Annotated in this window: 16 protein-coding genes; 6 read left to right on the forward strand and 10 right to left on the reverse strand. The window is 35.1% G+C overall.

The window, feature by feature from the left end; translation table 11 throughout:
- Nucleotides 1-73 precede the first annotated feature (73 nt).
- Complete coding sequence (locus tag INT04_RS13190; RefSeq protein WP_193016573.1) at nt 74-1,072, reverse strand: 2-hydroxyacid dehydrogenase; 999 nt, start codon at nt 1,070-1,072, stop codon at nt 74-76.
- 149 nt (nt 1,073-1,221) lie between these two features.
- Here INT04_RS13190 and INT04_RS13195 point away from each other — a divergent pair, with 149 nt between their 5' ends.
- Genes INT04_RS13195 through INT04_RS13205 form a run of 3 tightly spaced genes read left to right on the forward strand, consistent with a single transcriptional unit; the run spans nt 1,222 to nt 4,407 of the window.
- Nucleotides 1,222-3,858, forward strand: coding sequence for a YdbH family protein (locus tag INT04_RS13195; RefSeq protein WP_193016574.1), 2,637 nt, complete (start codon nt 1,222-1,224; stop codon nt 3,856-3,858).
- Nucleotides 3,859-3,893: 35 nt separating this feature from the next.
- On the forward strand, nt 3,894-4,064 hold the full coding sequence (locus INT04_RS13200) for a YnbE family lipoprotein (protein ID WP_193016595.1): 171 nt from the start codon (nt 3,894-3,896) through the stop codon (nt 4,062-4,064).
- Nucleotides 4,065-4,074: 10 nt separating this feature from the next.
- A complete protein-coding gene (locus tag INT04_RS13205) occupies nt 4,075-4,407 on the forward strand; it encodes a YdbL family protein (RefSeq protein ID WP_193016575.1) in 333 nt (110 codons plus the stop codon).
- A gap of 95 nt (nt 4,408-4,502) precedes the next feature.
- Here INT04_RS13205 and INT04_RS13210 read toward each other — a convergent pair whose 3' ends face one another.
- The 5 genes from INT04_RS13210 to INT04_RS13230 all read right to left on the reverse strand — a co-directional run bounded on the left by INT04_RS13210 (nt 4,503) and on the right by INT04_RS13230 (nt 9,744).
- A complete protein-coding gene (locus tag INT04_RS13210) occupies nt 4,503-5,060 on the reverse strand; it encodes a fimbrial protein (RefSeq protein ID WP_193016576.1) in 558 nt (185 codons plus the stop codon).
- A 31-nt stretch (nt 5,061-5,091) separates the two neighbouring features.
- Complete coding sequence (locus INT04_RS13215; protein ID WP_193016577.1) at nt 5,092-7,467, reverse strand: fimbria/pilus outer membrane usher protein; 2,376 nt, start codon at nt 7,465-7,467, stop codon at nt 5,092-5,094.
- On the reverse strand, nt 7,457-8,158 hold the full coding sequence (locus INT04_RS13220; RefSeq protein WP_193016578.1) for a molecular chaperone: 702 nt from the start codon (nt 8,156-8,158) through the stop codon (nt 7,457-7,459). The genes INT04_RS13215 and INT04_RS13220 overlap by 11 nt, the downstream gene beginning before the upstream one ends.
- Before the next feature lie 67 nt (nt 8,159-8,225).
- Nucleotides 8,226-8,702 carry a fimbrial protein gene (locus tag INT04_RS19555; protein ID WP_193016596.1) on the reverse strand — a complete coding sequence of 159 codons (477 nt, stop codon included), beginning with the start codon at nt 8,700-8,702 and terminating at the stop codon, nt 8,226-8,228.
- A 418-nt stretch (nt 8,703-9,120) separates the two neighbouring features.
- Nucleotides 9,121-9,744: an FMN-dependent NADH-azoreductase gene (locus tag INT04_RS13230; RefSeq protein WP_193016579.1), complete on the reverse strand. Its 624-nt coding sequence runs from the start codon at nt 9,742-9,744 to the stop codon at nt 9,121-9,123.
- Between the two features lie 234 nt (nt 9,745-9,978).
- Between INT04_RS13230 and hrpA the strand changes: the two genes are divergently transcribed.
- Nucleotides 9,979-13,875 (forward strand): ATP-dependent RNA helicase HrpA, encoded by a 3,897-nt coding sequence (gene hrpA, locus INT04_RS13235; RefSeq protein ID WP_193016580.1) that lies wholly within the window; start codon nt 9,979-9,981, stop codon nt 13,873-13,875.
- A 267-nt stretch (nt 13,876-14,142) separates the two neighbouring features.
- Here hrpA and INT04_RS13240 read toward each other — a convergent pair whose 3' ends face one another.
- A complete protein-coding gene (locus INT04_RS13240; RefSeq protein WP_193016581.1) occupies nt 14,143-15,537 on the reverse strand; it encodes a basic amino acid/polyamine antiporter in 1,395 nt (464 codons plus the stop codon).
- Nucleotides 15,538-15,804: 267 nt separating this feature from the next.
- On the reverse strand, nt 15,805-16,758 hold the full coding sequence (gene ydgH, locus INT04_RS13245; protein ID WP_193016582.1) for a DUF1471 family protein YdgH: 954 nt from the start codon (nt 16,756-16,758) through the stop codon (nt 15,805-15,807).
- A 387-nt stretch (nt 16,759-17,145) separates the two neighbouring features.
- Between ydgH and pntA the strand changes: the two genes are divergently transcribed.
- Nucleotides 17,146-18,675, forward strand: coding sequence for a Re/Si-specific NAD(P)(+) transhydrogenase subunit alpha (gene pntA, locus INT04_RS13250; protein WP_193016583.1), 1,530 nt, complete (start codon nt 17,146-17,148; stop codon nt 18,673-18,675).
- A gap of 11 nt (nt 18,676-18,686) precedes the next feature.
- The gene (gene pntB / locus INT04_RS13255; RefSeq protein ID WP_193016584.1) at nt 18,687-20,075 is read left to right on the forward strand and encodes a Re/Si-specific NAD(P)(+) transhydrogenase subunit beta; all 1,389 of its coding nucleotides are present in this window, start codon (nt 18,687-18,689) and stop codon (nt 20,073-20,075) included.
- A gap of 68 nt (nt 20,076-20,143) precedes the next feature.
- Here the strand turns inward: pntB and uspE are convergent, their stop codons facing one another.
- Both uspE and INT04_RS13265 read right to left on the reverse strand, forming a co-directional pair.
- Nucleotides 20,144-21,094 (reverse strand): universal stress protein UspE, encoded by a 951-nt coding sequence (uspE, locus tag INT04_RS13260; protein WP_193016585.1) that lies wholly within the window; start codon nt 21,092-21,094, stop codon nt 20,144-20,146.
- 141 nt (nt 21,095-21,235) lie between these two features.
- Entirely contained in the window at nt 21,236-21,994 is a 759-nt protein-coding gene (locus INT04_RS13265) for an FNR family transcription factor (RefSeq protein ID WP_036936742.1), read from the reverse strand.
- Nucleotides 21,995-22,401: the final 407 nt, after the last annotated feature.

The raw sequence follows: 22,401 nt of genomic DNA on the forward strand, positions 1-22,401 counted from the left end.
TTGAAAAATTAGCCCCCTTGGCTTATATCATCGCGAAGGGGGCTTTTTATTACATTAATTCTGAATGTTTAAACTATGCTTTTATTTGATTAATAGATGTATTACTAGAGGCAATATCTTTAATATTGTGCAGTGTTGTCTCACTAATACTGATTAATGCTTCTTCTGTTAAGAAAGCTTGATGGCCAGTAAATAATACATTATGACAAGATGAAAGGCGGCGGAAAATATCATCTTGAATAACGTCATTGGATTTATCTTCGAAGAACAGGTCTCGTTCATTTTCATAAACGTCCATGCCTAATGCGCCAATTTTTCCTTGTTTTAGGGCATTAATTGCAGCCGCTGAGTCAATTAAAGCGCCGCGGCTAGTATTAATGATCATCACACCATCTTTCATTTGAGCAAACGCATTTTCATTTAATAAATGATGATTGTCTGCCGTTAATGGGCAATGTAATGAGATAACATGTGAGTTTGCATATAACGTTGCCAGATCAACATATTCAGCACCCAAATCAAGTACGGCTTGGTTTGGATACGGATCATACGCAAGCAGTTTCATACCAAAACCTTTTAATATGCGTAAAGTTGCTAATCCAATTTTACCTGTGCCTATAATACCAGCAGTGCGATTATGCATATTAAAGCCGGTCAGGCCTTCTAATGAAAAATTGGCATCACGAGTACGTTGATAAGCCCTGTGTATGCGACGATTTAAAGAGAGCATCATCCCAACAGCGTGTTCTGCAATAGCTTCTGGCGAATAAGCAGGAACACGAACAACCGTAATACCGAGTTCAGCCGCTGCGTCTAAATCAACGTTGTTAAATCCCGCACAACGTAATGCAAGAATACGAATGTTAAGGCTAGCCAGTTCTTGTAAAACAGGGCGGCTTGCATCGTCATTGACGAAAATACAAACCGCGTCAGCACCAACAGCATTTTTTGCAGTTTGTTCTGTTAAATTAAAATCGAAATATTCAATATCATAATGATATCCATTATGCTGATTGACCCATTCCATGTGCTTACGATCATAATGTTTAGTACTATAGGAAACGATTTTCATCCAGTTTTCTCTACTCTCGATTAAATTTTTGTTCAGGGACTGGAAAAACAAGAATTATCCAGCCCCAATATGAAAGGAATTAATATTATCATTATAAACAATTTAATGAGGTAAGTGGATGATTGAGATTTGTTTAAAAGGAATATGATGTGTTGTTAAGAAAAACAATCAGATGGACAGGGACAATACTACTAGGTGTTGGTGTCATTGGCACGACATTATGGGTGTCTATTCCTCGTTGGTTACCTGTTGTTGTGAAATATTATTTACCTGAAGGTGTGTCTCTCTCACTATCACAACCGCAACTACAAATCACGGGATTTTCTCTTGAGAACATCGCATTAAAAACAGATCGTTGTACTTTAGCAAGCCTTAATAACGTTGTTTTTTCTTATCAAAAAAATCAACTTGATAAACTCCAATTTAATAGCCAACAATTTGCTATCGATGAATCCTGTTTTTCAACAATGCCTTCTAGTAAGCAGAAAGAGACAGCAACAGTACCTATTGACATAAATTCGGTATTAACATCGATACCTTCTTTATCCGTCAATATAGAAAATGTACTCTTAAAAGAAAATACGCGCTATCAAGGTGCGTTACAGCTAAAAACACAAAATAATGGACGGCTCGTGACGTATCAAGGAGAAAATGCTCAACTTGGTATTTTTATTAGAGATAACCAGTGGCTTGATATTAAACAGTTTAAAGTGAATTTGCCTGATGATAACAATATCGAATTGGCTGCCGAAATAGCGCTTCCTCTAGATATAGCGTCATTACCTGAAAAAGGTACCATCGATGCAACGCTATTAACTTCTCACTATGAACATCCGTTAGTTTTTATTCTTGAATGGGTTGGACACTCTGGCACTATTTCAGTTGCTGAACAAGGCGGAGGCCATGCATTGGCTTTATTACCTTGGACAGTCACACCTGAAAATATCGTTATTGAGCAAGGCCGTTGGGAATGGTTTGGATTAGACCAACCCTTGCGCGGAGGCGTCAATATTAATATTGCGCAGTGGCAAAAAGGCCTGACTGATTTAAGATTAATGGCACGATTAAATGTAATGACAGAAGGTAGTGCAGGAAAAGGGAACTTAGTTATTTCAATTCCTGAAACCACCGTCAATTGGCTAGATGCACAAATTCCTATTCAAATTACGGGCGTTGTTAATAAAGAACTTATGCAGGCCAGCGCGCAATTACCCGTTAAAGTCACTGGTGCGTTGACAGATCCTACGGTTGAATTTCAATCAGGTTCATTACTTCGGTTTAAAGGACCATTAACGGAAACCCTCACTATAAAAGATGCCCGGCTCCCCCTAGCGGGAACGACATTTTCATCAAAAGGATTTAATGGTCGTTTAAATGCGATAGTCGTTGCCCAAGACAGTATTTGGGGAGATTACCGCCTTCATTTCCAAGGTAAGGCACTTGATTTTTTACCTGATAATGGCACTTGGCAATGGCGTTATTGGGGGGAAGGTAATTTATTACCTTTGAAAGCGCAGTGGGATATTGCAGGAACGGGTTATTGGGCTGATAAATTGATTAGCTTTGAAAAACTCAATACCGGATTTGATGTTTTAAAATATCAACATACTGTAATGACGGCACCTCGCTTATCTTTACTCAGCCCATTTCGTTGGATAAGGGATGAGAAAAAGCCCGCATTTGATGGAAAGCTGAAATTAACCAGTCAACGTGTTGATTTTCCTGCGGGGGGATTTTTAGATAAGACAGAATTTATTGCAACAGTAAAAGGTGAGTCACCTTTTAATTTTAATGTTAAAGGTGAATTAAGTGCTAAACCCAATATAGGACCTATTGCAATAAATACACGTTGGGATGGTGCTAGGCTAAGAGGCCAAATGCGTTGGCCTTCACAGCCAATAAATGTTTTTCAATCTTTATTACCCTTAGATTTAGGCATTACTCTTGATAAAGGTGAGTTATATACACAAGCTGATTTTTCTATTGCACCTGATCAAGGGCTTATTGCAGGGGGGCATCTTGTTGTTAAACAAGGCAGTATGTGGCTTAAAGAGGGAGTTTTAGAAGGATTAGATTTTATATTGCCTTGGCGTTTAAACAGTGATGAATGGCAATTAGGTGTTAAACAACCTATTCAATTACGAATAAAACGCATTAATAATCTTTTTGAAATGACAGATATTACAGCAGACCTTCAAGGTTTTTATCCAGCAACTGAAAATAAGCCATTGGTTTTATCCAACGTTAATGTGGCAATGCTTGATGGAACTATTTCATTAGCTAAACTTGCTATTCCACAGCATGATGCAGCGATTATTTCTCTTGATAATATTCAATTAAGCTATCTATTTACTCTGCTAAAAGTGACGCAGTTTGCAGCATCAGGCAAAGTCAGTGGTGAATTTCCCTTTTTTATCAGTAATAATCAATGGATTATTAAAGATGGATGGCTGGCAAATTCATCTTATTTAACACTACGACTTGATAAAGACTTTGTTGATTCAATTGATGACAGTAACATGTCTGCGGGCATTGCTATGGCGTGGTTACGTTATTTAGAAATTAGTCGCTCTTGGACGCGTGTTAATTTAAGCAATCTAGGGGAGTTGGTCTTAGAGGCTGAAATTCATGGAACGAATCCTTTAGAAGATAAACGACGACAAGTTAATTTAAACTATCGGCACGAAGAAAATGTCTTTCAATTATGGCGAAGTTTACGATTTGGCTCGCGATTGGAAGAGTGGTTAGAAAAAAGCCTATCAGATTTAGGGAGTGAGTCAGAGTGAAATCTTTATTTTTTTTAAAAAAAGCATTTTTGTTAATGGCGTTGATGATAGGAATATCAACGTTAACAGGATGTATTCGGCTAGAAGTTGCGACACCGGATAAACCTATAAATATAAATATGAATGTAAAAATTGAACATGAGATTAATGTAAAAATAGACAGACAAGTTGACGATCTCTTAAAAAACAACAGCGCCATTTTTTAAAGGATAAATGATGAATTATAAAAAATATCTCTTAAGTTTTGCGCTAATGTTGGCTTTAGCAAGTACAAGTGCTACCGCGTTAACATTGGATGAAGCACGAGCGCAGGGGCTGGTGGGTGAAACATTTGGTGGCTACATTGAGCTTGTGCAAACGAATAATAAACAGGCTCAACAGCTTGTTGATGAAATAAATCAAGCAAGAAGGGCTAAATATGCTGAAATTGCTAAAACTAATCAGGTGACACCTGAATCAGTTGCTCGGCTTGCGGGTGAAAAGTTAGTCGCAAGAGCCAATGAAGGTGAGTTTGTAAAAGGAATTAATGGAAGATGGGTAAAAAAATAGTTAAATCTAAAATAGATATTGAGTGACTATCTTGTAATTTCAAAAACAATCCCTCTATTTATAGAGAGATTGTTTTTTATATCTTCAATTAATTATTATTCATTAAAAATAACAACATCATCATTTATCATTATAACGAAATGAATATTTGATTGTATATAACCGGGATCAGGTGACATATCATCTTTTTTTACATAGTTAACTTGAAAATAAAATTCAGCTGTTCCATCAACTAGACTCTCAATGAATTCATTTTCTTTATTAAGATTTATAGGTCTTTCTTCAATATCATATAATAATTGAAATGCAATATTAGAACTAGCTTCACTGCCTATAATATTATTTTTTAAGTAACCTGTAGCATTATCAATACTTGAGTTTTCGATTTTTAAACGAACATCGCCATAACTTTTAGAGCAATCTTTTATTATAATCAAAATAATATGATTTTCGGTATCTGATAATGTTCCTGCATCATAGGATGAAAAATCGTTGCCATTAATAGACATGTTATCATTAATGTTTTCATGGATATAATCAATGTCACAACTTAATGGAATATCGTGATCACCACGCCTTGCTGTAGAGGGTAATGAAAACGAAAATAACAGTAAAATAATCATTAAATAGTGTATGTGTTTTTTGTTTTTCATGTTTATCTTAATGTATTTATAATCATATTAGTTAAAGACATTTAATTTCTTTTTTTATTAATATGTTCTCTTTTTCATTACTGTTTATGCTGTAATTAAATTGACATTGATTATCCTCTCCCCATTTTATCTGTACTGTTCCATTTTCAGAAAGACCAGCAAGAAAAATAATATTATTATCTGTAACTAGTCCCTGTGTGATAATATTTTTTTCTTTATCAAATACGGTTACTCTTGAAGCAAAAGGAAGAGGAGTTGTTGATTTAAATATAACACGATAACCTATTTTTACTGGGAAAATGACTTTTGATATTGCACCTAGTGTTGGAATGGTACTTTTACTATAATATTCAGCTTCAGCAAATTGAGGTAATGTCGTTGCGTCTAATTTAATGGTATTTATTCGATATGGGGTTATATTATTTAAAATTAGATTACCAAAATTATCTGTCTCTTCTTTCGATGAAAATGATGTTTTGATACCAGAAATGCCTTGGGTATTAATTAATGTAAATGTTTTACCTAAGCGAGGAGCCAAAGTAATACCATCAGAATGAAAAACAATCCCACCATTAATAGAAAGATTAAGATTATAATCATCTTTCATTTTATTTACATTAAATGTATAAAACTGATAATTATTTTGATAACGTACATTGGTCGAAAAACGATTGGGTTTTATTTTAGCATTATGAGTATACTGATAATTTACCGAATAGCCTAAATTATTATTAAGTAGTCCCCCTCCAATATTTGTACTATTTACGTAATCTTTTCTTCCTGGTTGAAAATTTGTTTGATTATTAAACCAATGATAGTGGCTATTATTGCTTCCTAATGAAATCTGAAAATTAATTGAGATAAAATGATCTAAAGTGTATTTTTCTTTTTTTAAATCATACTTAAAGTTATAATTTATTCTATTTGTTGAAGATGAAAAAGAGGTACCAAATTCAGAGGTTTTAGATGTATTGTTATATGTTTTTTCATGATAATTAAAAGAAAGATAACCTAATTCATTAATACGCTGCGATAAAGAGAATGAATAGCTTTTTCTAATTCTGTTTTCGGGTGAGAAAATATCTAGATAATGATAAGAAGATAGTTCAGAAGTGAAGTAAGAGTCTGTTATTAAAATGTTTTTTTGATAACGAAATTGATATTTTAATTTGTTGTTATTTTTATTTTTTTCATAACTTATATTGGTTGCTAAACCTCCCAATATACCTAAATCTAGTGATAAACCAGATAAATAATTTAAATGACTATCACATTTCTTTATCGCGCTATATGAGGTTATTTTTTGGCTAAGACCATATGAAAATTCACTTAAAATAAAAATAGAATTTTCTTTATGATTATTACTTGATAATGTACCAGAAATTAAATTATATTGATAACTCCCTTTATTTAGTTGATTGTGAAGAGAAGTAAAGTAATGTGTCGAAATTTTTATTCTTCCATCCGATTCTATTATTTCTAAAGTGAGTTTTTCACCTCCTAATGTAGGTAATGAGTTTAAAAGGAAAGGGCCAGGAGGAACTCTAGTTTCATAGATAATTTTATCACCTTGTTTTACGAGAAGTTGAGCTTGAGTATCTGCTATTCCTTCTATAATAGGTTTATTTGCATAAAGAGTATTATTTGAAACTAAGTTATTGGATATTAATTGAAAGCCAATAATTTTCTCGGTTGGTAATATTCGAGTTGTGGGTGAAAATTTTCCTCCATAGAAAAGAGAAGAAAAAGAGTTAATTTGTCGATAGGTATACATTGATGAAAGTGTATATTTATAATATTTATTATTCCAATAAACACCATTTTGGCTGCGTATACGCCAAGCGCTTAGATTAAGACCTGTATAAAAATTAAATTTTTGTTCACTTATGTTTTTTTGATAATATCTAATCGAGTATGAATACTGACTAAATAATGCAGTGATCCCATTATCCCAATTTTGCTTAGCAGTAATATGGTTTTCTTTTTTTATTAATGCTTTTTGTGGAATGATTAAATTTAATTTTTGATTGGAAAAATTATACTTAAAATCGATTGAGTAATCACTTAAAAGTATTAAGTCTTGATTATCTTTTTTTATTTTATAAAAATCAGTATTAATGCCAAGAAAAATAAAATCATCTATAGGAATGTAGGGGGTTAATTTGTTTTCTATATTTTTAAAATAAAGTGGTTTTGCCATTTCTTTTCTATTATTTATATAGATAGTGACGTGATAAATTCCTTCTGGATTTTTATTTTCAAGTAATGATTTGATGGTTACATCATCAATGTTAGAAAGTGAATGAGCATAAATAGAGAGAGAGTTATCTTGGGATTTAGTGTCTCTACCATAAATGGTCATTAAAATAAAAAATACTATTTTTATTTTTTTAGACTTAATTCTCATTAATGACAGCCTTTTCTATTGCATTTATTTCCATATTATATTGATTATATGTTTTCCAATTAACAATTCCATTTTCTTGAATTGTTTTTTTTGTATTGTATTTTTTAAATGGAGGGATTGTTTTACTTTTATCGATGAATAATTTCCCATTATAAGAAATTTTAAGTAGAGTGATAAAATAAGGTGTGGGATTGTTTATAATAAATTCATTATTCTTGTTTTTTAAAAATTCAATTTCTTTATAAGCTTTGTTTGCATTTTTCTCTATAGAAATGGGCCTATATATTAAGTTGTAGACTGAGTTTATGGAAATATGTAATAAATTTTTATTGCTATCTGAATTGGATAGAATTGGGGTTTTTTTAATATTTACTCTATATATTGTCTCTTTATCTTTAGCTATAGTTTCGTCAGTTTTAAATATTTTTAAAGAAAACTGTTCATTTTTTTCTATTTTAAATAGAGGTGGTGTGATCATAAAAGGAGGTTCATTACTATTTTCCTCATCATAAGGTGAAATCCAACTTTGGATAAAATAATCATTATCTGTTTTGTTTTTTATTTCAATGATTTCTTTATTGTTGCTTTCAATAAAGATAAATTTATCCTTGTTTATTTCTATTGAAGAATAACTAAAAGTAGAGAGTGGGATATATATTAATGATGCAATGAATTTTATTTTTTTAATCATATTATTTAAATATAAAAATTGTAAGTTTTAAAACAAAGCTGGTTTTACAGCTTTGTTAATTAAGTTTTTAATCTGTAGAAACGTCACTGTAAATGACATCAAAAGTTAAAGTAGATGATACTAGGCCTGGTGTTGCATCTTCACCATTAGGTTTCATATAGTTAACGTTGAATAAAAATTGTGCATCGTTATTTTCTTTATTTACAGTTAATTTAAATGCTTCAGGTCTTTCATTATCTAAGCTAATTATTTTTTTATCAGCATCAAAAATAGCAATATCGACATTACTGCCACCTTTGGATAAGTTTTTTAAAAGTCGTTTATTTTGTTTTGGTATTTGTAATTGAAGAGCATTAATATTTTCACTACAGTTATCAAATTTAATTAAAAGTGGTTGAGCTTGCGCTTTAGCAATATGATCATCACCAAAATTACTCGCTTGAACAGGAGGTAATACAACAGCTTGTATTTCATTTAATTGACATCTTGGATTTGGTGTAACAACACCATTAATTGTAATTGTACCTATATTTTTTCTGTATATTCAACCGCATGTGATTGAGTAGATAAAAACACCGTAGATAGAATAAATAGTGAGAGTATATTTTTCTTCATTTAAAATTCCATTTATTGAATTAATAAAATTGTTTAATTATCAAGTTTTTCCTTTGAACGGTTGAATTTTATTCATTTGTTTTTTATAAATCAAATAGGTTTTAATTTAATTTTTTCATTCTTAAAATGAATAAGAAATAAACAATAAATATTATCTTATTTAATTGTTGATGTTGATTTATTAATTTGAAATTTTCGATAATATTAGATTTTTACTCTTTCAGTGTTTTTAAATTATAAATTAAATAGGTGTTTTTTATAAAAGGAAAAATGATTCTAATACAAGATTAAAATTAGATATAAAAAAAGCACCTAAATTAAGTGCTTTTGAAAAGAGAAATTAATTATTATTTTACAGTAATATTTTTTGTACTAATTACACTATCAATTTCTTTTTGTGCTTGTCGGTGAGATTGCTGTGCGTGTTCTTCACCAAAGGCTATACCCTCAGCCATAATAAACTGTACATTATTAATACCAATAAAAGCTAAAAATTGTTTTAGAAAAGGAACGATAAGATCAGAAGGTTGGTCTTTATGAATGCCACCACGGCTAGTTAATACAATAGCCTGTTTATTTTCAAGTAAACCAACAGCACCCGCTTCAGTATATTTAAATGTTTCACCCGCACGAGCGATAAAATCAATATAATGTTTTAATTGGGCAGAAATTGAAAAATTGTACATTGGTGCAGCAATAACAATTATATCATGTACTTTTAATTCACTAATTAACTCATCTGATAATACTCTGGCGGCTTTCTGTTCATCAGATAACATTGCTGTTTCTTTACCAAAGGCAAATAATGTTGTTTGGTCTAAAACAGGTACTGGATTTTTAGCAAGATCACGTACTGTAATTAGGTCATCTTTATGGTTATTCTGCCAGTTTTCAATCAAGTAATCCGTCATTTTATTACTGTGTGAATAGCTATCTAAAATGCTGGTTTTTAGTACAAGGATCTTTTTCATTATTTTCTCTTGATTTATAACATGTTCTATTTGATTAAATTTATTTGCTAACAGTAGTTTACTCTATTCTTAAAACATCACACCTCAATCCTTTGAATATGCTATTCAAAATTATTGATTATATGAAATTATATAATAATAATTTTAATCAAGCCTTTATGTGCCAATAGCCTGTTGTGATATCATACAGGCATTAGTTTTGATTAAAAATAACCTCAAAAAGGATAATAAAAGGTGACATTATCATCTGCTATGCTCTATCAAGAAATAGAGCAATTATCGTTGCGGGAGCAGCAACGATTAAGAAAACGTCTACGTGGCGTCGCTAAAATCAGCAATGAAGAGTCTAAACAAGCGGTATTAAGTTCAATTAAACAAGATATTACGACCGCACAACAGATGATAATTCGTCGCAAAGCAAATTGTCCTGAAATATCATACCCAGAAAATCTCCCTGTTAGCCAAAAGAAAGACGCTATTTATAATGCAATAAAAGATAATCAAGTGGTTATTATTGCAGGTGAAACGGGTTCGGGTAAGACAACACAGATCCCTAAAATTTGTCTTGAATTAGGGCGTGGAATTAAAGGCTATATTGGTCATACTCAACCTCGGCGACTAGCTGCGCGTTCTGTTGCTGAACGTATTGCTCATGAGTTAAAGAGTACGCTAGGAGAATCTGTAGGTTATAAGGTTCGTTTTAGCGATCATGTTGGTGATAATACACTCGTTAAGTTAATGACAGATGGGATTTTATTAGCGGAATTACAGCAAGATAAACTGTTACTACAATATGACACGATTATTATTGATGAAGCCCATGAACGTAGTTTAAATATCGATTTTATTCTTGGCTATTTAAAACAGTTATTACCTCAACGCCCTGATTTAAAAATTATTATCACTTCTGCAACTATTGATCCGGAACGCTTTTCCAAACACTTTAATCAAGCGCCTATTATTGAAGTCTCAGGGCGAACTTATCCTGTTGACGTGAGATATCGACCTATTGGTGGTGATGAACTTGATAGTGATAAAGATATGACCGATGGCATTATCGATGCCATTGATGAGTTAGGTAGAGAAAGTGCAGGTGATATACTGATTTTTATGAGCGGTGAGCGAGAAATTCGTGATACTGCTGATGCATTGAATAAATTGCAACTTCGTCACACAGAAGTATTACCTCTATTTGCTCGTTTATCTAATAGTGAGCAAAATCGAATTTTTCATCCTCATAGCGGTAGACGTATCATTTTAGCGACTAACGTTGCTGAAACTTCGTTAACTGTGCCCGGCATTAAATACGTTATTGATACGGGTTTTGCGCGTGTTAGCCGATATAGTTATCGCACTAAAGTACAACGATTACCTATCGAACCTATTTCTCAAGCTTCAGCTAATCAAAGAAAAGGGCGTTGTGGCCGTGTTTCTGATGGTATTTGTATTCGACTTTATTCAGAAGATGATTTTATTTCTCGATCTGAATTTACGGATCCTGAAATATTAAGAACCAACCTTGCATCCGTTATTTTGCAAATGACATCAATAGGGTTAGGTGATATAGGTGCTTTTCCCTTTGTACAACCGCCCGATAAACGTAATATTCAAGATGGTGTGCGTTTATTAGAAGAATTGGGCGCATTACAAGAAGGAACAGACAATAAGGGGGCTTATCGGTTAACCCCAATGGGAAAACAACTTGCACAACTTCCTATTGACCCTCGTTTAGCCAGAATGGTACTTGAAGCGCGTAAATATGGTGCTGTAAAAGAGCTAATGGTAATTACCTCAGCGCTTTCAATACAAGATCCTCGTGAAAGACCGATGGATAAACAACAAGCTTCTGATGAAAAACATCGGCGTTTCCAAGATAAGGACTCAGATTTCTTATCTTTTTTAAATATGTGGGATTATTTAAAAACGCAGCAAAAAGAGTTAAGTCACTCTCAATTTAGAAAATTGTGTCGTCAAGAATTTTTAAACTTTATGCGGATCAGAGAATGGCAGGATGTTTATACTCAATTACGACAAGTCGTTAAAGAATTAGGTTTTCCAGTTAATAGTGAACCGGCAGATTTTAGAAGTGTTCATGTTGCGTTATTAAGTGGTCTGTTATCTCATATCGGGCAAAAGGATGCTGATAAACAAGAATTTACAGGTGCAAGAAATGCCCGTTTTTCTATTTATCCAGGTTCTGGTTTATTTAAAAAACCACCTAAGTGGACAATGGTCGCTGAGTTAGTTGAAACATCTCGTTTATGGGGAAGAATTGCCGCTAAAGTTGAGCCTGAATGGATTGAACCTATCGCTGAACATTTAGTGAAACACCACTATAGCGAACCTCATTGGTCAAAAGCGCAAGGCGCTGTAATGGCTAATGAAAAAGTAACGTTATATGGTTTACCTATCGTTGCTTCACGTGCCATTAATTATAGCCAAATCGATCCTCTTTTATGTCGAGAGCTCTTTATTCGTCATGCATTAGTGGAAGGCGATTGGCAAACTCGTCACGCATTTTTCCGAGAAAATTTAAAATTACGTACTGAAGTTGAAGAGCTAGAACACAAATCTCGTCGTCGCGATATTCTTGTCGATGATGAAACAATGTTTACCTTCTATGACCAACGTATACCTCAGGATGTGGTGTCTTCTCGTCATTTTGATAAGTGGTGGAAAGAAGCACAAAAAGCATCACCTGATCTGCTGAACTTTGAAAAAAGCATGCTTATCAAAGATGATGCTAAACGTGTTAGCGCATTAGACTATCCAAATTATTGGCAACAAGATAATTTAAAATTACGCTTAACTTATCAATTTGAACCCGGTACTGCGGCTGATGGTGTGACGGTTCACATTCCATTACCGATTTTAAATCAGGTAAAAGATGAAGGTTTTGATTGGCAAATCCCGGGGATCCGTCATGATTTAATTGTGGCCTTAATTAAGTCATTACCAAAACCGATCCGTCGTAATTTTGTACCTGCACCCAATTATGCATCTGCTTTTTTAGAGCGAGTTCCTCAAGTTGAAGGTGATTTGCTCGATAGACTTGAAAAAGAGCTACGCCGTATGACGGGGGTGACGGTTGAAAGAGAGAGTTGGCAGCTTGACCAAGTTGCGGAACATTTGAAAATGACATTCCGTGTTATTGGCGATAAAAATAAAATGCTGGCAGAAAGTAAAAATCTCAATCAATTAAAAGAGAATTTAAAGGAAAAAGTACAAGAGACATTATCTGCCGTTGCTGATGATGGGATTGAGCAACAAGATTTACATATTTGGAGTTTTGGTGATTTACCACAGCGCTATGAACAAAAACGTGGTGGTTATTCAGTGAAAGCTTATCCCGCTCTTGTTGATGAAAAGAACAGCGTAGGTATTAAGCTTTTTGAAACAGAATCTGAACAGCAAACATCAATGTGGGAAGGTGTAAGACGGTTATTATTATTAAATATCCCATCACCGATTAAATACTTACATGAAAAACTCCCTAATAAAGCTAAATTAGGTCTTTACTTTAATCCTTATGGCAAAGTACTGGATTTAATTGATGATTGTATCGCTTGTGGAATTGATAAACTGATGGCGTCTTATGGCGGTTTAATTTGGAAAGAAGATGAATATCAAAAACTGCAAGAATATGTTAGAGCAGAACTAAACGATGCTGTAGTTGAAATAGCCAAACAAGTTGAAGCCATTTTGACGCAAGTATTTGCTATTAATAAACGTTTAAAAGGGCGGGTTGATATTAGCGTTGCATTCGCATTATCTGATATTAAAGCTCAACTTAATCAGTTAGTTTTCCCTGGCTTTGTGACTTCACACGGATGGAAGCGTCTTGCTGATATTCCTCGTTATTTAAGTGCAATTGAAAAACGAATGGAAAAATTAGCGATTGATCCTAATCGCGATCGCGCTCAAATGAGCCGAGTTGAAAATGTTATTCAACAGTGGCAACAGTGGTTAGGTAAACTAACTGAGAAACAAAAGCAGCAAGAAGAAGTGCAAAATATTCGTTGGATGATAGAGGAGCTTAGAGTCAGCCTGTTTGCTCAACAGATAGGAACACCGTATCCAATATCGGATAAACGTATTTTGCAAGCAATGGAACACGTTAATTTTAACTAATTTGCCATGCGTTTCCTAAATAAAGCCCATAACAAAATGATTTTTATGGGCTTTTCTATTGATTAGGCCATTAATATTAACGCATTTTATTAGTTACAACATACTATGATTGCTAATTATTAGCCACCTAACCATTTGTGTTTTAAAAAATAGCTTAATAGAGAAAAATTGATTTTGAATCTAAGGTAATACTCAATTTAATGCTGAAGAGAAGAGAGAAGAGAGAAGAGAGAAGAGACTCTATTTTAGTGAGCCTCTTCTCTTCGATTAATAAATAGCTAAGTAACCTAATGCAGGAATAGCACTAAATAAAACAAGCGATAACAGAATTTTTTCACCCATCAATAGCGGCTTTTTATCTTTATATTGTTTACGAGTGTATAAAAACATTAAGATCCCTGGTGCATAAAGTACAACGGACAGTAATAAATTAATGATACCAGAGGCATAAAGTAACCATAAACCATATAAGCTTGCAGGGATTGCAATCAGTAACAATCCACGACTACTACGTGCAATCGCAACCTTAAATAAAAAGGCACCCACCAAGAAATAAGGAACAAGGATCATTTCTGATGCGATAGTCAGTAATGTATTGTAGTTACTTCCGGTTAGCCAAATTAAAACTAAAGAAAATTGAACGGCAATGTTAGTAAACCATAATGAGGAAGATGGGGCATCATTCTTATTTTGTTTACCCAGTTGTCGAGGAAAAGAATGGTGTAATGCTGCAATATAAGGAACTTCTGCAGCCATAATCGTCCAGCTTAAATAGGCGCCACAAACAGAGAGAATAAGCCCAGCTGCAATAATTATCTCACCCATGTTACCAATAAGTTGAACCAGTAATGGTGCCATTGATGGATTTTTCATTGCCGCTAATTCAGCTTGGCTGACTAATCCTTGTGATAATAAAGTCACCAGAATATAAATAATAAGTGCAATAACAACAGCAAGCACAGTAGCTAAACCGACATCACGGCGGTTTTTGGCTCTAGCTGAAACGACAACTGCACCCTCAATACCAATGAATACCCATAGCGTAATCAGCATGGTATTTTTGACTTGATCCCAAACGGGAACTCCCATATTTATACCTTGAAAATCAAGAGTAAATATATCCATATTGAAAGCGAGCAGAGCAACAATAACAAATAAACCTAAAGGAATTAGCTTTGCCATTGTTGCCATTAAATTAATACTGGCGGCAGTTTGAACACCACGTAAGATAAGAAAATGGACAACCCAAAGTAAGATTGATTCTCCAATTAAGGCTTGCCATGTGTTTCCATCACCAAAGATAATATTTTCAGAGGTATCTGTAAAAAAACTAAGTGCTGCAAAAACAATAACAAGATAAGAAACGTTAGCAACGACAGCACAAACCCAGTAACCCCACGCTGAACAGAAACCAATTAACTCACCAAATCCTTCTTTTGCGTAAGTGAAAATGCCCCCATCAAGATCAGGTCGAAGACGCGAGAGGAGCAATAAAGATGTAGCAAGAAAAAGGATCCCAATACCTGTTATCACCCAACCGATAATCAGTGCGGCAGGGCTGGCAACTTCTGCCATATTTTGAGGCAAACTGAATACACCAGCACCAACCATTGAGCTTAACACTAATGCGGTAAGTGATATTAAGCCAAGTTTCTTATTCAAAGATAATTACCTGCGTGATTAAAATTGTAAATAAATAGCGTATTTTCTTATTTTTTGGTCAATAAATAGAATAAATATGAATATCTTAAATTTAAACAAAGAGAAAAACACTAAAAAACAGCGAGATTTTACGTAGAGTTAACTTGGTTGTCTATGCATTAAATCATAAAAATTATTCACTTTTTATAGAATAATGTTTGATTGATTAAATTTTAAGTAAAAAAAAACCTTGCATTAGCAAGGTTTTTATCAATTAGGAAAATTTTATTATTTAAATAGGTCTGCTGTAATAGTAACGGTACCACCGTCACTTTGCCATTCATTAGTGATATGGTAATACTTAGCACCTTTTGCGGCTGCACGTTTAGCAACCTGATAAGAAATTTCTGGTGAGTTTACAAAATAGCCACTGAATGTAATGGTATCAAAAGGATCCATTAATGCGGCTGCTGCCTTGTTAACTTCTTGAATTTCAGTACCATTAGGCAATGTAACAGTGTAACGACCACTTGCACCCGAAGTTTGTGTATCAGCAAATGTGCCTACGCTTCTATCAAAATCAGTGTTTGATGCAAGACCTGGTTTTTCAACTTTATTGGCAGCAACTCCGCCTTCAGCAATAAGTGCGCGACCCGCATCAGAGTCATAAGGGACAACAGCTTCGGGTGCTTGAATAGCGCGTTTAGGTGCATCTTTTTTGTAGATATAAGCAGTAACTTCTTGGTTACCACCATCGTTTGTCGATACATTACGAACAATAAAGAATGACGCTGCACCTTTTTTAGCGGCTGCTTTTGCAATTGCATCGTTAATATCAGGGGTTGTTGGGAAGTAACCACGAATAGAAACAGTATCAAATGGCTGTAACAGAATAGCTTCAGGTTTTGGTAATTCAGTTACGCCATGGAAAACACGGTAGCTTTCTTCTTCTGCTTTTGGTGCATCTTTATGGTATAGATCAGCAGTAACGCTCATGTTGCCACTATCACTGATATCATCTAGACCTTGGATATAGAAACTATCAGCACCGACTTTATCAGCACGACGTGACACCGCATCTGCGGCTTCATAAATCGCGTTAAAACGACCGATAACTGTGATTCTTTCAAATGGTTTTAGTTCTGCAGCTTGTTCTGGAGTCAGTTCCTGAGCAGCCTGCGCAACAGTGATATTAGTTAAAGACAACATCGCTGCTGCGATGACTGAGGTTTTCAGCTTCATACAAAATCCTTCCGCCTTGCGCAATTAATATTGGTCATGTGCTGAACGTAGTGGTTTATCACATAGGGATTAATTATTACATGTAATAATAGCATTTGTCGCATTATTTTATTTAGCGAATCGCCACAGAGCTAAATGACCAGTATATGTTACCAGATATTTACCCGAATATAGTGAATAATTCATAAATATGCCTTTTCGACTAAAATGATCCAATTAAGTTCAATTTTAGCTTTACACTGATATAGATTATTGGTTTTATTTTCAGTAGGTTATTAGAGCTCCGTTTTATGGCATGCATATAATTATTTTTAACATTTTTTTTGCATGATGATGATGTTAACGGAAAAGTTTTAACAGGTCACATATGGATAAGAAGGGAAAATTATGCGAATTGGTATACCCAAAGAGCGACTTTCTAATGAAACAAGGGTTGCAGCAACACCAGCTACGGTGACTCAGCTCATAAAATTAGGATTTACAGTCGCAATTGAAAATGGTGCTGGTATTGCCTCAAGCTTTGAAGATAAAGCTTATCAAGAGGCTGGTGCTGAGATCCTTGATCTTCAAAATGTTTGGCAATCAGACATTATTTTGAAGGTGAATGCACCGCTGGATGATGAAATAGCGTTGCTACAAGAAGGTGCGACATTAGTAAGTTTTATTTGGCCGGCACAAAATGCGGCGTTGCTTGAAAAACTAGCTGAAAAGAACATTAACGTTATGGCAATGGATAGTGTGCCTCGTATTTCTCGTGCACAATCTCTTGATGCGTTAAGTTCAATGGCAAATATTGCTGGGTATCGTGCTGTTGTGGAAGCTGCTCATGAATTTGGCCGATTCTTTACAGGGCAAATTACCGCTGCGGGTAAAGTTCCACCAGCTAAAGTCATGGTCATTGGTGCGGGTGTTGCAGGCCTTGCAGCAATTGGTGCAGCAGGAAGCCTTGGTGCGATTGTTCGAGCATTTGATACACGCCCTGAAGTGAAAGAACAAGTTCAAAGTATGGGCGCTGAATTCCTTGAACTTGATTTTAAAGAAGAAGCAGGCAGTGGTGATGGCTATGCAAAAGTGATGTCTAAAGCATTTATTGATGCTGAAATGGCCTTGTTTGCAGAGCAAGCAAAAGATGTTGATATCATTATTACAACCGCATTAATTCCTGGAAAACCAGCACCTCGTTTAATTACGAAAGAAATGGTTGATTCAATGAAGTCAGGCAGTGTTGTTGTTGATCTTGCTGCTCAAAATGGCGGTAACTGTGAATACACTGTACCTAACAAAGTCTTTACGACAGAGCATGGTGTAAAAATCATTGGTTATACCGATCTTGCTGCTCGCTTGCCGGCACAGTCATCTCAACTTTATGGTACCAACTTAGTTAACTTATTGAAATTACTCTGTAAAGAAAAAGACGGTAATATTAATATTGATTTTGATGATGTTGTTATTCGTGGAGTGACAGTTATTCGTGCGGGTGAAGTGACATGGCCAGCACCCCCCATTCAAGTTTCAGTACAACCTAAGGCGACACCCGCTGCAAAACCACAAGAAAAACCCGTTGCTAAACCTATTTCACCTTGGAAGAAATACGGTTTATTAGCAATTGCTTTCTTATTATTTGCGTGGCTTGCTAATGTCGCACCGAAAGAGTTTTTATCTCATTTTACGGTATTCGCACTTTCTTGTGTTGTGGGTTATTACGTTGTTTGGAATGTTAGCCACTCATTACATACACCACTAATGTCAGTTACAAATGCAATTTCAGGCATTATCGTTGTCGGCGCTTTACTTCAAATTGGTAGTGGTGGCTGGGTTAGTCTGTTTTCATTTGTCGCAATATTAATTGCGAGCATTAATATTTTTGGTGGATTTACTGTTACTCAACGTATGTTGAAAATGTTCCGTAAAGGATAAGGGAGACAATTATGTCCAGCGGAGTTGTTACAGCGGCATATATTGTCGCCGCGATATTATTTATTTTCAGCCTTGCCGGTTTATCAAAGCATGAAACCTCTAAACAAGGTAACTACTTTGGTATTGCTGGGATGGCAATTGCATTATTCGCTACCATTTTTGGGCCTTATGCGGGTAATGTAGGGTGGATTATTATCGCAATGGTAATCGGTGCCGTTATTGGTATTCGTTTAGCTAAAAAAGTCGAAATGACTCAAATGCCCGAATTGGTTGCTATCTTACATAGTTTTGTAGGTTTAGCGGCTGTTTTAGTGGGTTTTAACAGTTACCTTGACCATAATACAGCCATGGATCCTGTGATGGTGAATATTCACCTAACAGAAGTCTTTTTAGGGATCTTCATTGGTGCGGTTACTTTCACAGGTTCTATTGTCGCTTATGGCAAATTAAGTGGAAAAATGTCATCAAAACCGATGATGTTACCTAATCGCCATAAATTAAATCTAGCTGCGTTAGTTGTTTCTTTCTTATTGATGGTTTGGTTTGTTAAAACTGACAGTGTTGGCTTACAAGTTTTCTTAATCATCATAATGACTGTAATTGCCTTGGCATTCGGTTGGCATTTGGTTGCATCAATTGGTGGTGCGGATATGCCAGTTGTTGTTTCGATGCTGAACTCTTACTCTGGATGGGCCGCGGCTGCTGCGGGCTTTATGTTAAGCAATGACCTGTTAATTGTAACGGGTGCATTAGTAGGTTCTTCAGGTGCTATCCTTTCTTATATTATGTGTAAGGCGATGAACCGCTCCTTTTTTAGCGTAATTGCAGGGGGCTTTGGTACAGATGGCTCTGCATCAACGGAAGAAGGTGAGATGGGAGAATATCGCGAAACAACGGCTGAAGAAGTTGCTGATATGCTGAAAAATTCGACTTCAGTCATTATCACGCCAGGTTATGGATTAGCTGTCGCTCAAGCACAATATCCAGTGCATGATATTACTGAGAAATTACGCCAACGTGGTATTAAAGTGCGTTTTGGTATTCACCCTGTTGCAGGTCGCTTACCAGGACATATGAATGTATTGTTAGCTGAGGCGAAAGTCCCTTATGACGTCGTATTAGAAATGGATGAAATCAATGATGATTTTTCTGACACTGATACCGTTCTTGTTATAGGCGCCAACGATACGGTAAACCCAGCAGCACAAGATGATCCGAATAGTCCTATTGCAGGTATGCCAGTATTAGAAGTGTGGAAAGCACAGAACGTTATTGTATTTAAGCGCTCAATGAATACAGGGTATGCAGGGGTTCAAAATCCACTGTTCTTTAAAGAGAACACGCAAATGCTGTTTGGCGATGCTAAAGCCAGTGTGGATGCAATTTTAAAATCGTTGTAATACAAATAAATAGTGAAATAGTAAAAGCCAGTCATTTTTGACTGGCTTTTTTATCATTGACTAAAAATTTATTCGTGATCACTATCAACAGTAATAGGACAGGTAAAACCATCTGGTTTGATTGCTAATAAATCACATTTAATATGATCAATCAGTTGTTCTGCAGTATTTCCTAAGAAAGCGGCAGAAAGGCCAGTTCTTCCCAATATACCTAGAACAACAATACCTGCATTTAATTCTTCACAAACTTGAGGAATAACTTGTTCTGGTAATCCTTCTTTAACGTGAGTTTTCTCTTCAGGGATGCTGAACTTCTGGCGAAGTTCTTTCATCGCAATAAGGTGCTGACCACGCAACGCTTTGTTATAAAGATTAGGATCAAAATCAGGTAGCTCAATTGCAATATTAATCGGAGCAACAGGATAAGCACTGAGTAGATGAACATCAGGGTCTTTTTGTATGCGATGAGATAAATCAGTTGTTAATTCAATGAGTTTTAGATTGAGGGCATCATGATAAGACTCTTCATTCGATAAATTAGCCGCGACAACAATAGCGCCATATTCAGGCCACTCTTTATCTTTGACCATCCAAACGGGACACGGGCATTTTCTGAGTAATTGCCAATCAAGAGGGGTGAAAATGAGTGATCCTAATTTATCATGTTGGTGAGCCATTTTTATTAATAAGTCATGTTGATGAGCAACGACTTCTTCAATAATGGCTTCATAAGGGCGATTATGCCAAATGACTTTAATGTCAATCTCGATGCCAGCTTCAAGATAATAGCGAGCTTGCTGTTTGATCCACGCGGTTTTTTGACTAATAACACCTTTACGCATTGCATTACGTTCATCGGGAGATAAAAGGGTTGTCATGTCATAAGAGAGATCATAAACAGGTAGAAAAGCTTTTATCCGCCCACCATTACGCTGAACGATATAGACAGCACGGCGAAGTGCTGGTTGGTCATCTTGGCTAGGATCAATGACAACGAGAAGGTTCTGATATTTTTCCATTGTAATATCCTCTTTAGGGCTGGATTTATCCATCTACAATTTAAAGATAACCCAAGAAGATAAAATGCAATAGCATAAAATAGAAAACGGGGCACAAATTTGTGTGCCCCGTTATAAAATGAGTCTACGAAATGTAACGGATTAAACTTCGGCTGATGAAGGAAGCTTACCTGCGAGTTCACTTAATAGTGTGCTATCTTCAATAGTAATATATTTGCCTTTAACGCTTAACATACCACTTTTTTGGAAACGGCCAAGTAAACGGCTAATCGTTTCAACGGTTAAGCCCAAGTAATTCCCAATATCACCACGAGTCATGGTTAAACGGAATTCACGGGGTGAAAAACCACGCTGTGCAAAACGACGAGAGAGGTTATAAATAAAAGCGGCTAGGCGTTCTTCTGCATTCTTTTTCGATAGCAGTAAGATCATCTCTTGGTCACCTTTGATTTCACCACTCATTAGGCGCATCATTTGTTGACGTAAGTTAGGCATTTTGCCTGATAGATCATCCAACGTTTCAAATGGAATTTCACAAACCATTGATGTTTCTAAAGCTTGTGCAAAACTTGGGTGTTCAGTATTAATAATGGCGTCAAATCCAACCAAATCACCCGCAAGATGAAATCCTGTTATTTGCTCGTCGCCTTCTTCCGTAATGGTATAACTTTTAATTGTACCGGAACGTATGGCATAAAGTGATTTCAGCTCATCACCTGCTTTAAACAAGGTTTGACCTTTTTGGATGGGCTTTTTACGCTCGATAATATTATCGAGTTGATCAAGCTCATGCTCGTTTAAAGTAAACGGGATGCAGAGCTGGCTAATACTGCAATCCTGACAATGGATTGCACAACCGCCAGATTGGATTCGGCGAACGACGCGTTTTTCTGGGATCATAAGCTTGCTCATTACAAATAAAAATATTGATATGCGTCAATTTTAACACATATTGCAGTAATTGGTAAGGGGAATAACGATACGTGTAGAAATAATTCTGAATGTAACAAAACATAAATCTTGATAAAAACGATGTTTTGTTTAAAGGCATATTTAGAACAATTTGCGCTAACCCTATACTCAATTGGTATATTATTCGATTTTCTAACGAAGTTATAGTGCTATTACTAAATTATCCTCGTCAAAAGCCAAAAATGAAGGTGCGCTTCAATATTTTCTATCTTTATATTGACTTTTTATTTACGGCTTTACCATAAATCCGTGTTTTTTATGCATAACTCTTTATTTTATTAACAAAAAATAAGTAAAGTTAACTAGATGTATTTTTGATACAACTTAATGCTAAC

Origin of the sequence: Proteus sp. FME41, from assembly GCF_014897315.1 — a bacterium.
Classification (GTDB): domain Bacteria; phylum Pseudomonadota; class Gammaproteobacteria; order Enterobacterales; family Enterobacteriaceae; genus Proteus.

Bases quoted from the DNA above. Each gene is read 5' to 3' on its own strand.
- pntB (WP_193016584.1), top strand. From the start codon at position 18,687: ATGTCCAGCGGAGTTGTTACAGCGGCATATATTGTCGCCGCGATATTA.
- pntA (WP_193016583.1), top strand. From the start codon at position 17,146: ATGCGAATTGGTATACCCAAAGAGCGACTTTCTAATGAAACAAGGGTT.
- INT04_RS13190 (WP_193016573.1), bottom strand. From the start codon at position 1,072: ATGAAAATCGTTTCCTATAGTACTAAACATTATGATCGTAAGCACATG.
- INT04_RS13215 (WP_193016577.1), bottom strand. From the start codon at position 7,467: ATGAGAATTAAGTCTAAAAAAATAAAAATAGTATTTTTTATTTTAATG.
- INT04_RS13210 (WP_193016576.1), bottom strand. From the start codon at position 5,060: ATGAAAAACAAAAAACACATACACTATTTAATGATTATTTTACTGTTA.
- INT04_RS13200 (WP_193016595.1), top strand. From the start codon at position 3,894: ATGGCGTTGATGATAGGAATATCAACGTTAACAGGATGTATTCGGCTA.
- uspE (WP_193016585.1), bottom strand. From the start codon at position 21,094: ATGGAAAAATATCAGAACCTTCTCGTTGTCATTGATCCTAGCCAAGAT.
- INT04_RS13205 (WP_193016575.1), top strand. From the start codon at position 4,075: ATGAATTATAAAAAATATCTCTTAAGTTTTGCGCTAATGTTGGCTTTA.
- INT04_RS13230 (WP_193016579.1), bottom strand. From the start codon at position 9,744: ATGAAAAAGATCCTTGTACTAAAAACCAGCATTTTAGATAGCTATTCA.
- INT04_RS13265 (WP_036936742.1), bottom strand. From the start codon at position 21,994: ATGATCCCAGAAAAACGCGTCGTTCGCCGAATCCAATCTGGCGGTTGT.
- INT04_RS13220 (WP_193016578.1), bottom strand. From the start codon at position 8,158: ATGATTAAAAAAATAAAATTCATTGCATCATTAATATATATCCCACTC.
- ydgH (WP_193016582.1), bottom strand. From the start codon at position 16,758: ATGAAGCTGAAAACCTCAGTCATCGCAGCAGCGATGTTGTCTTTAACT.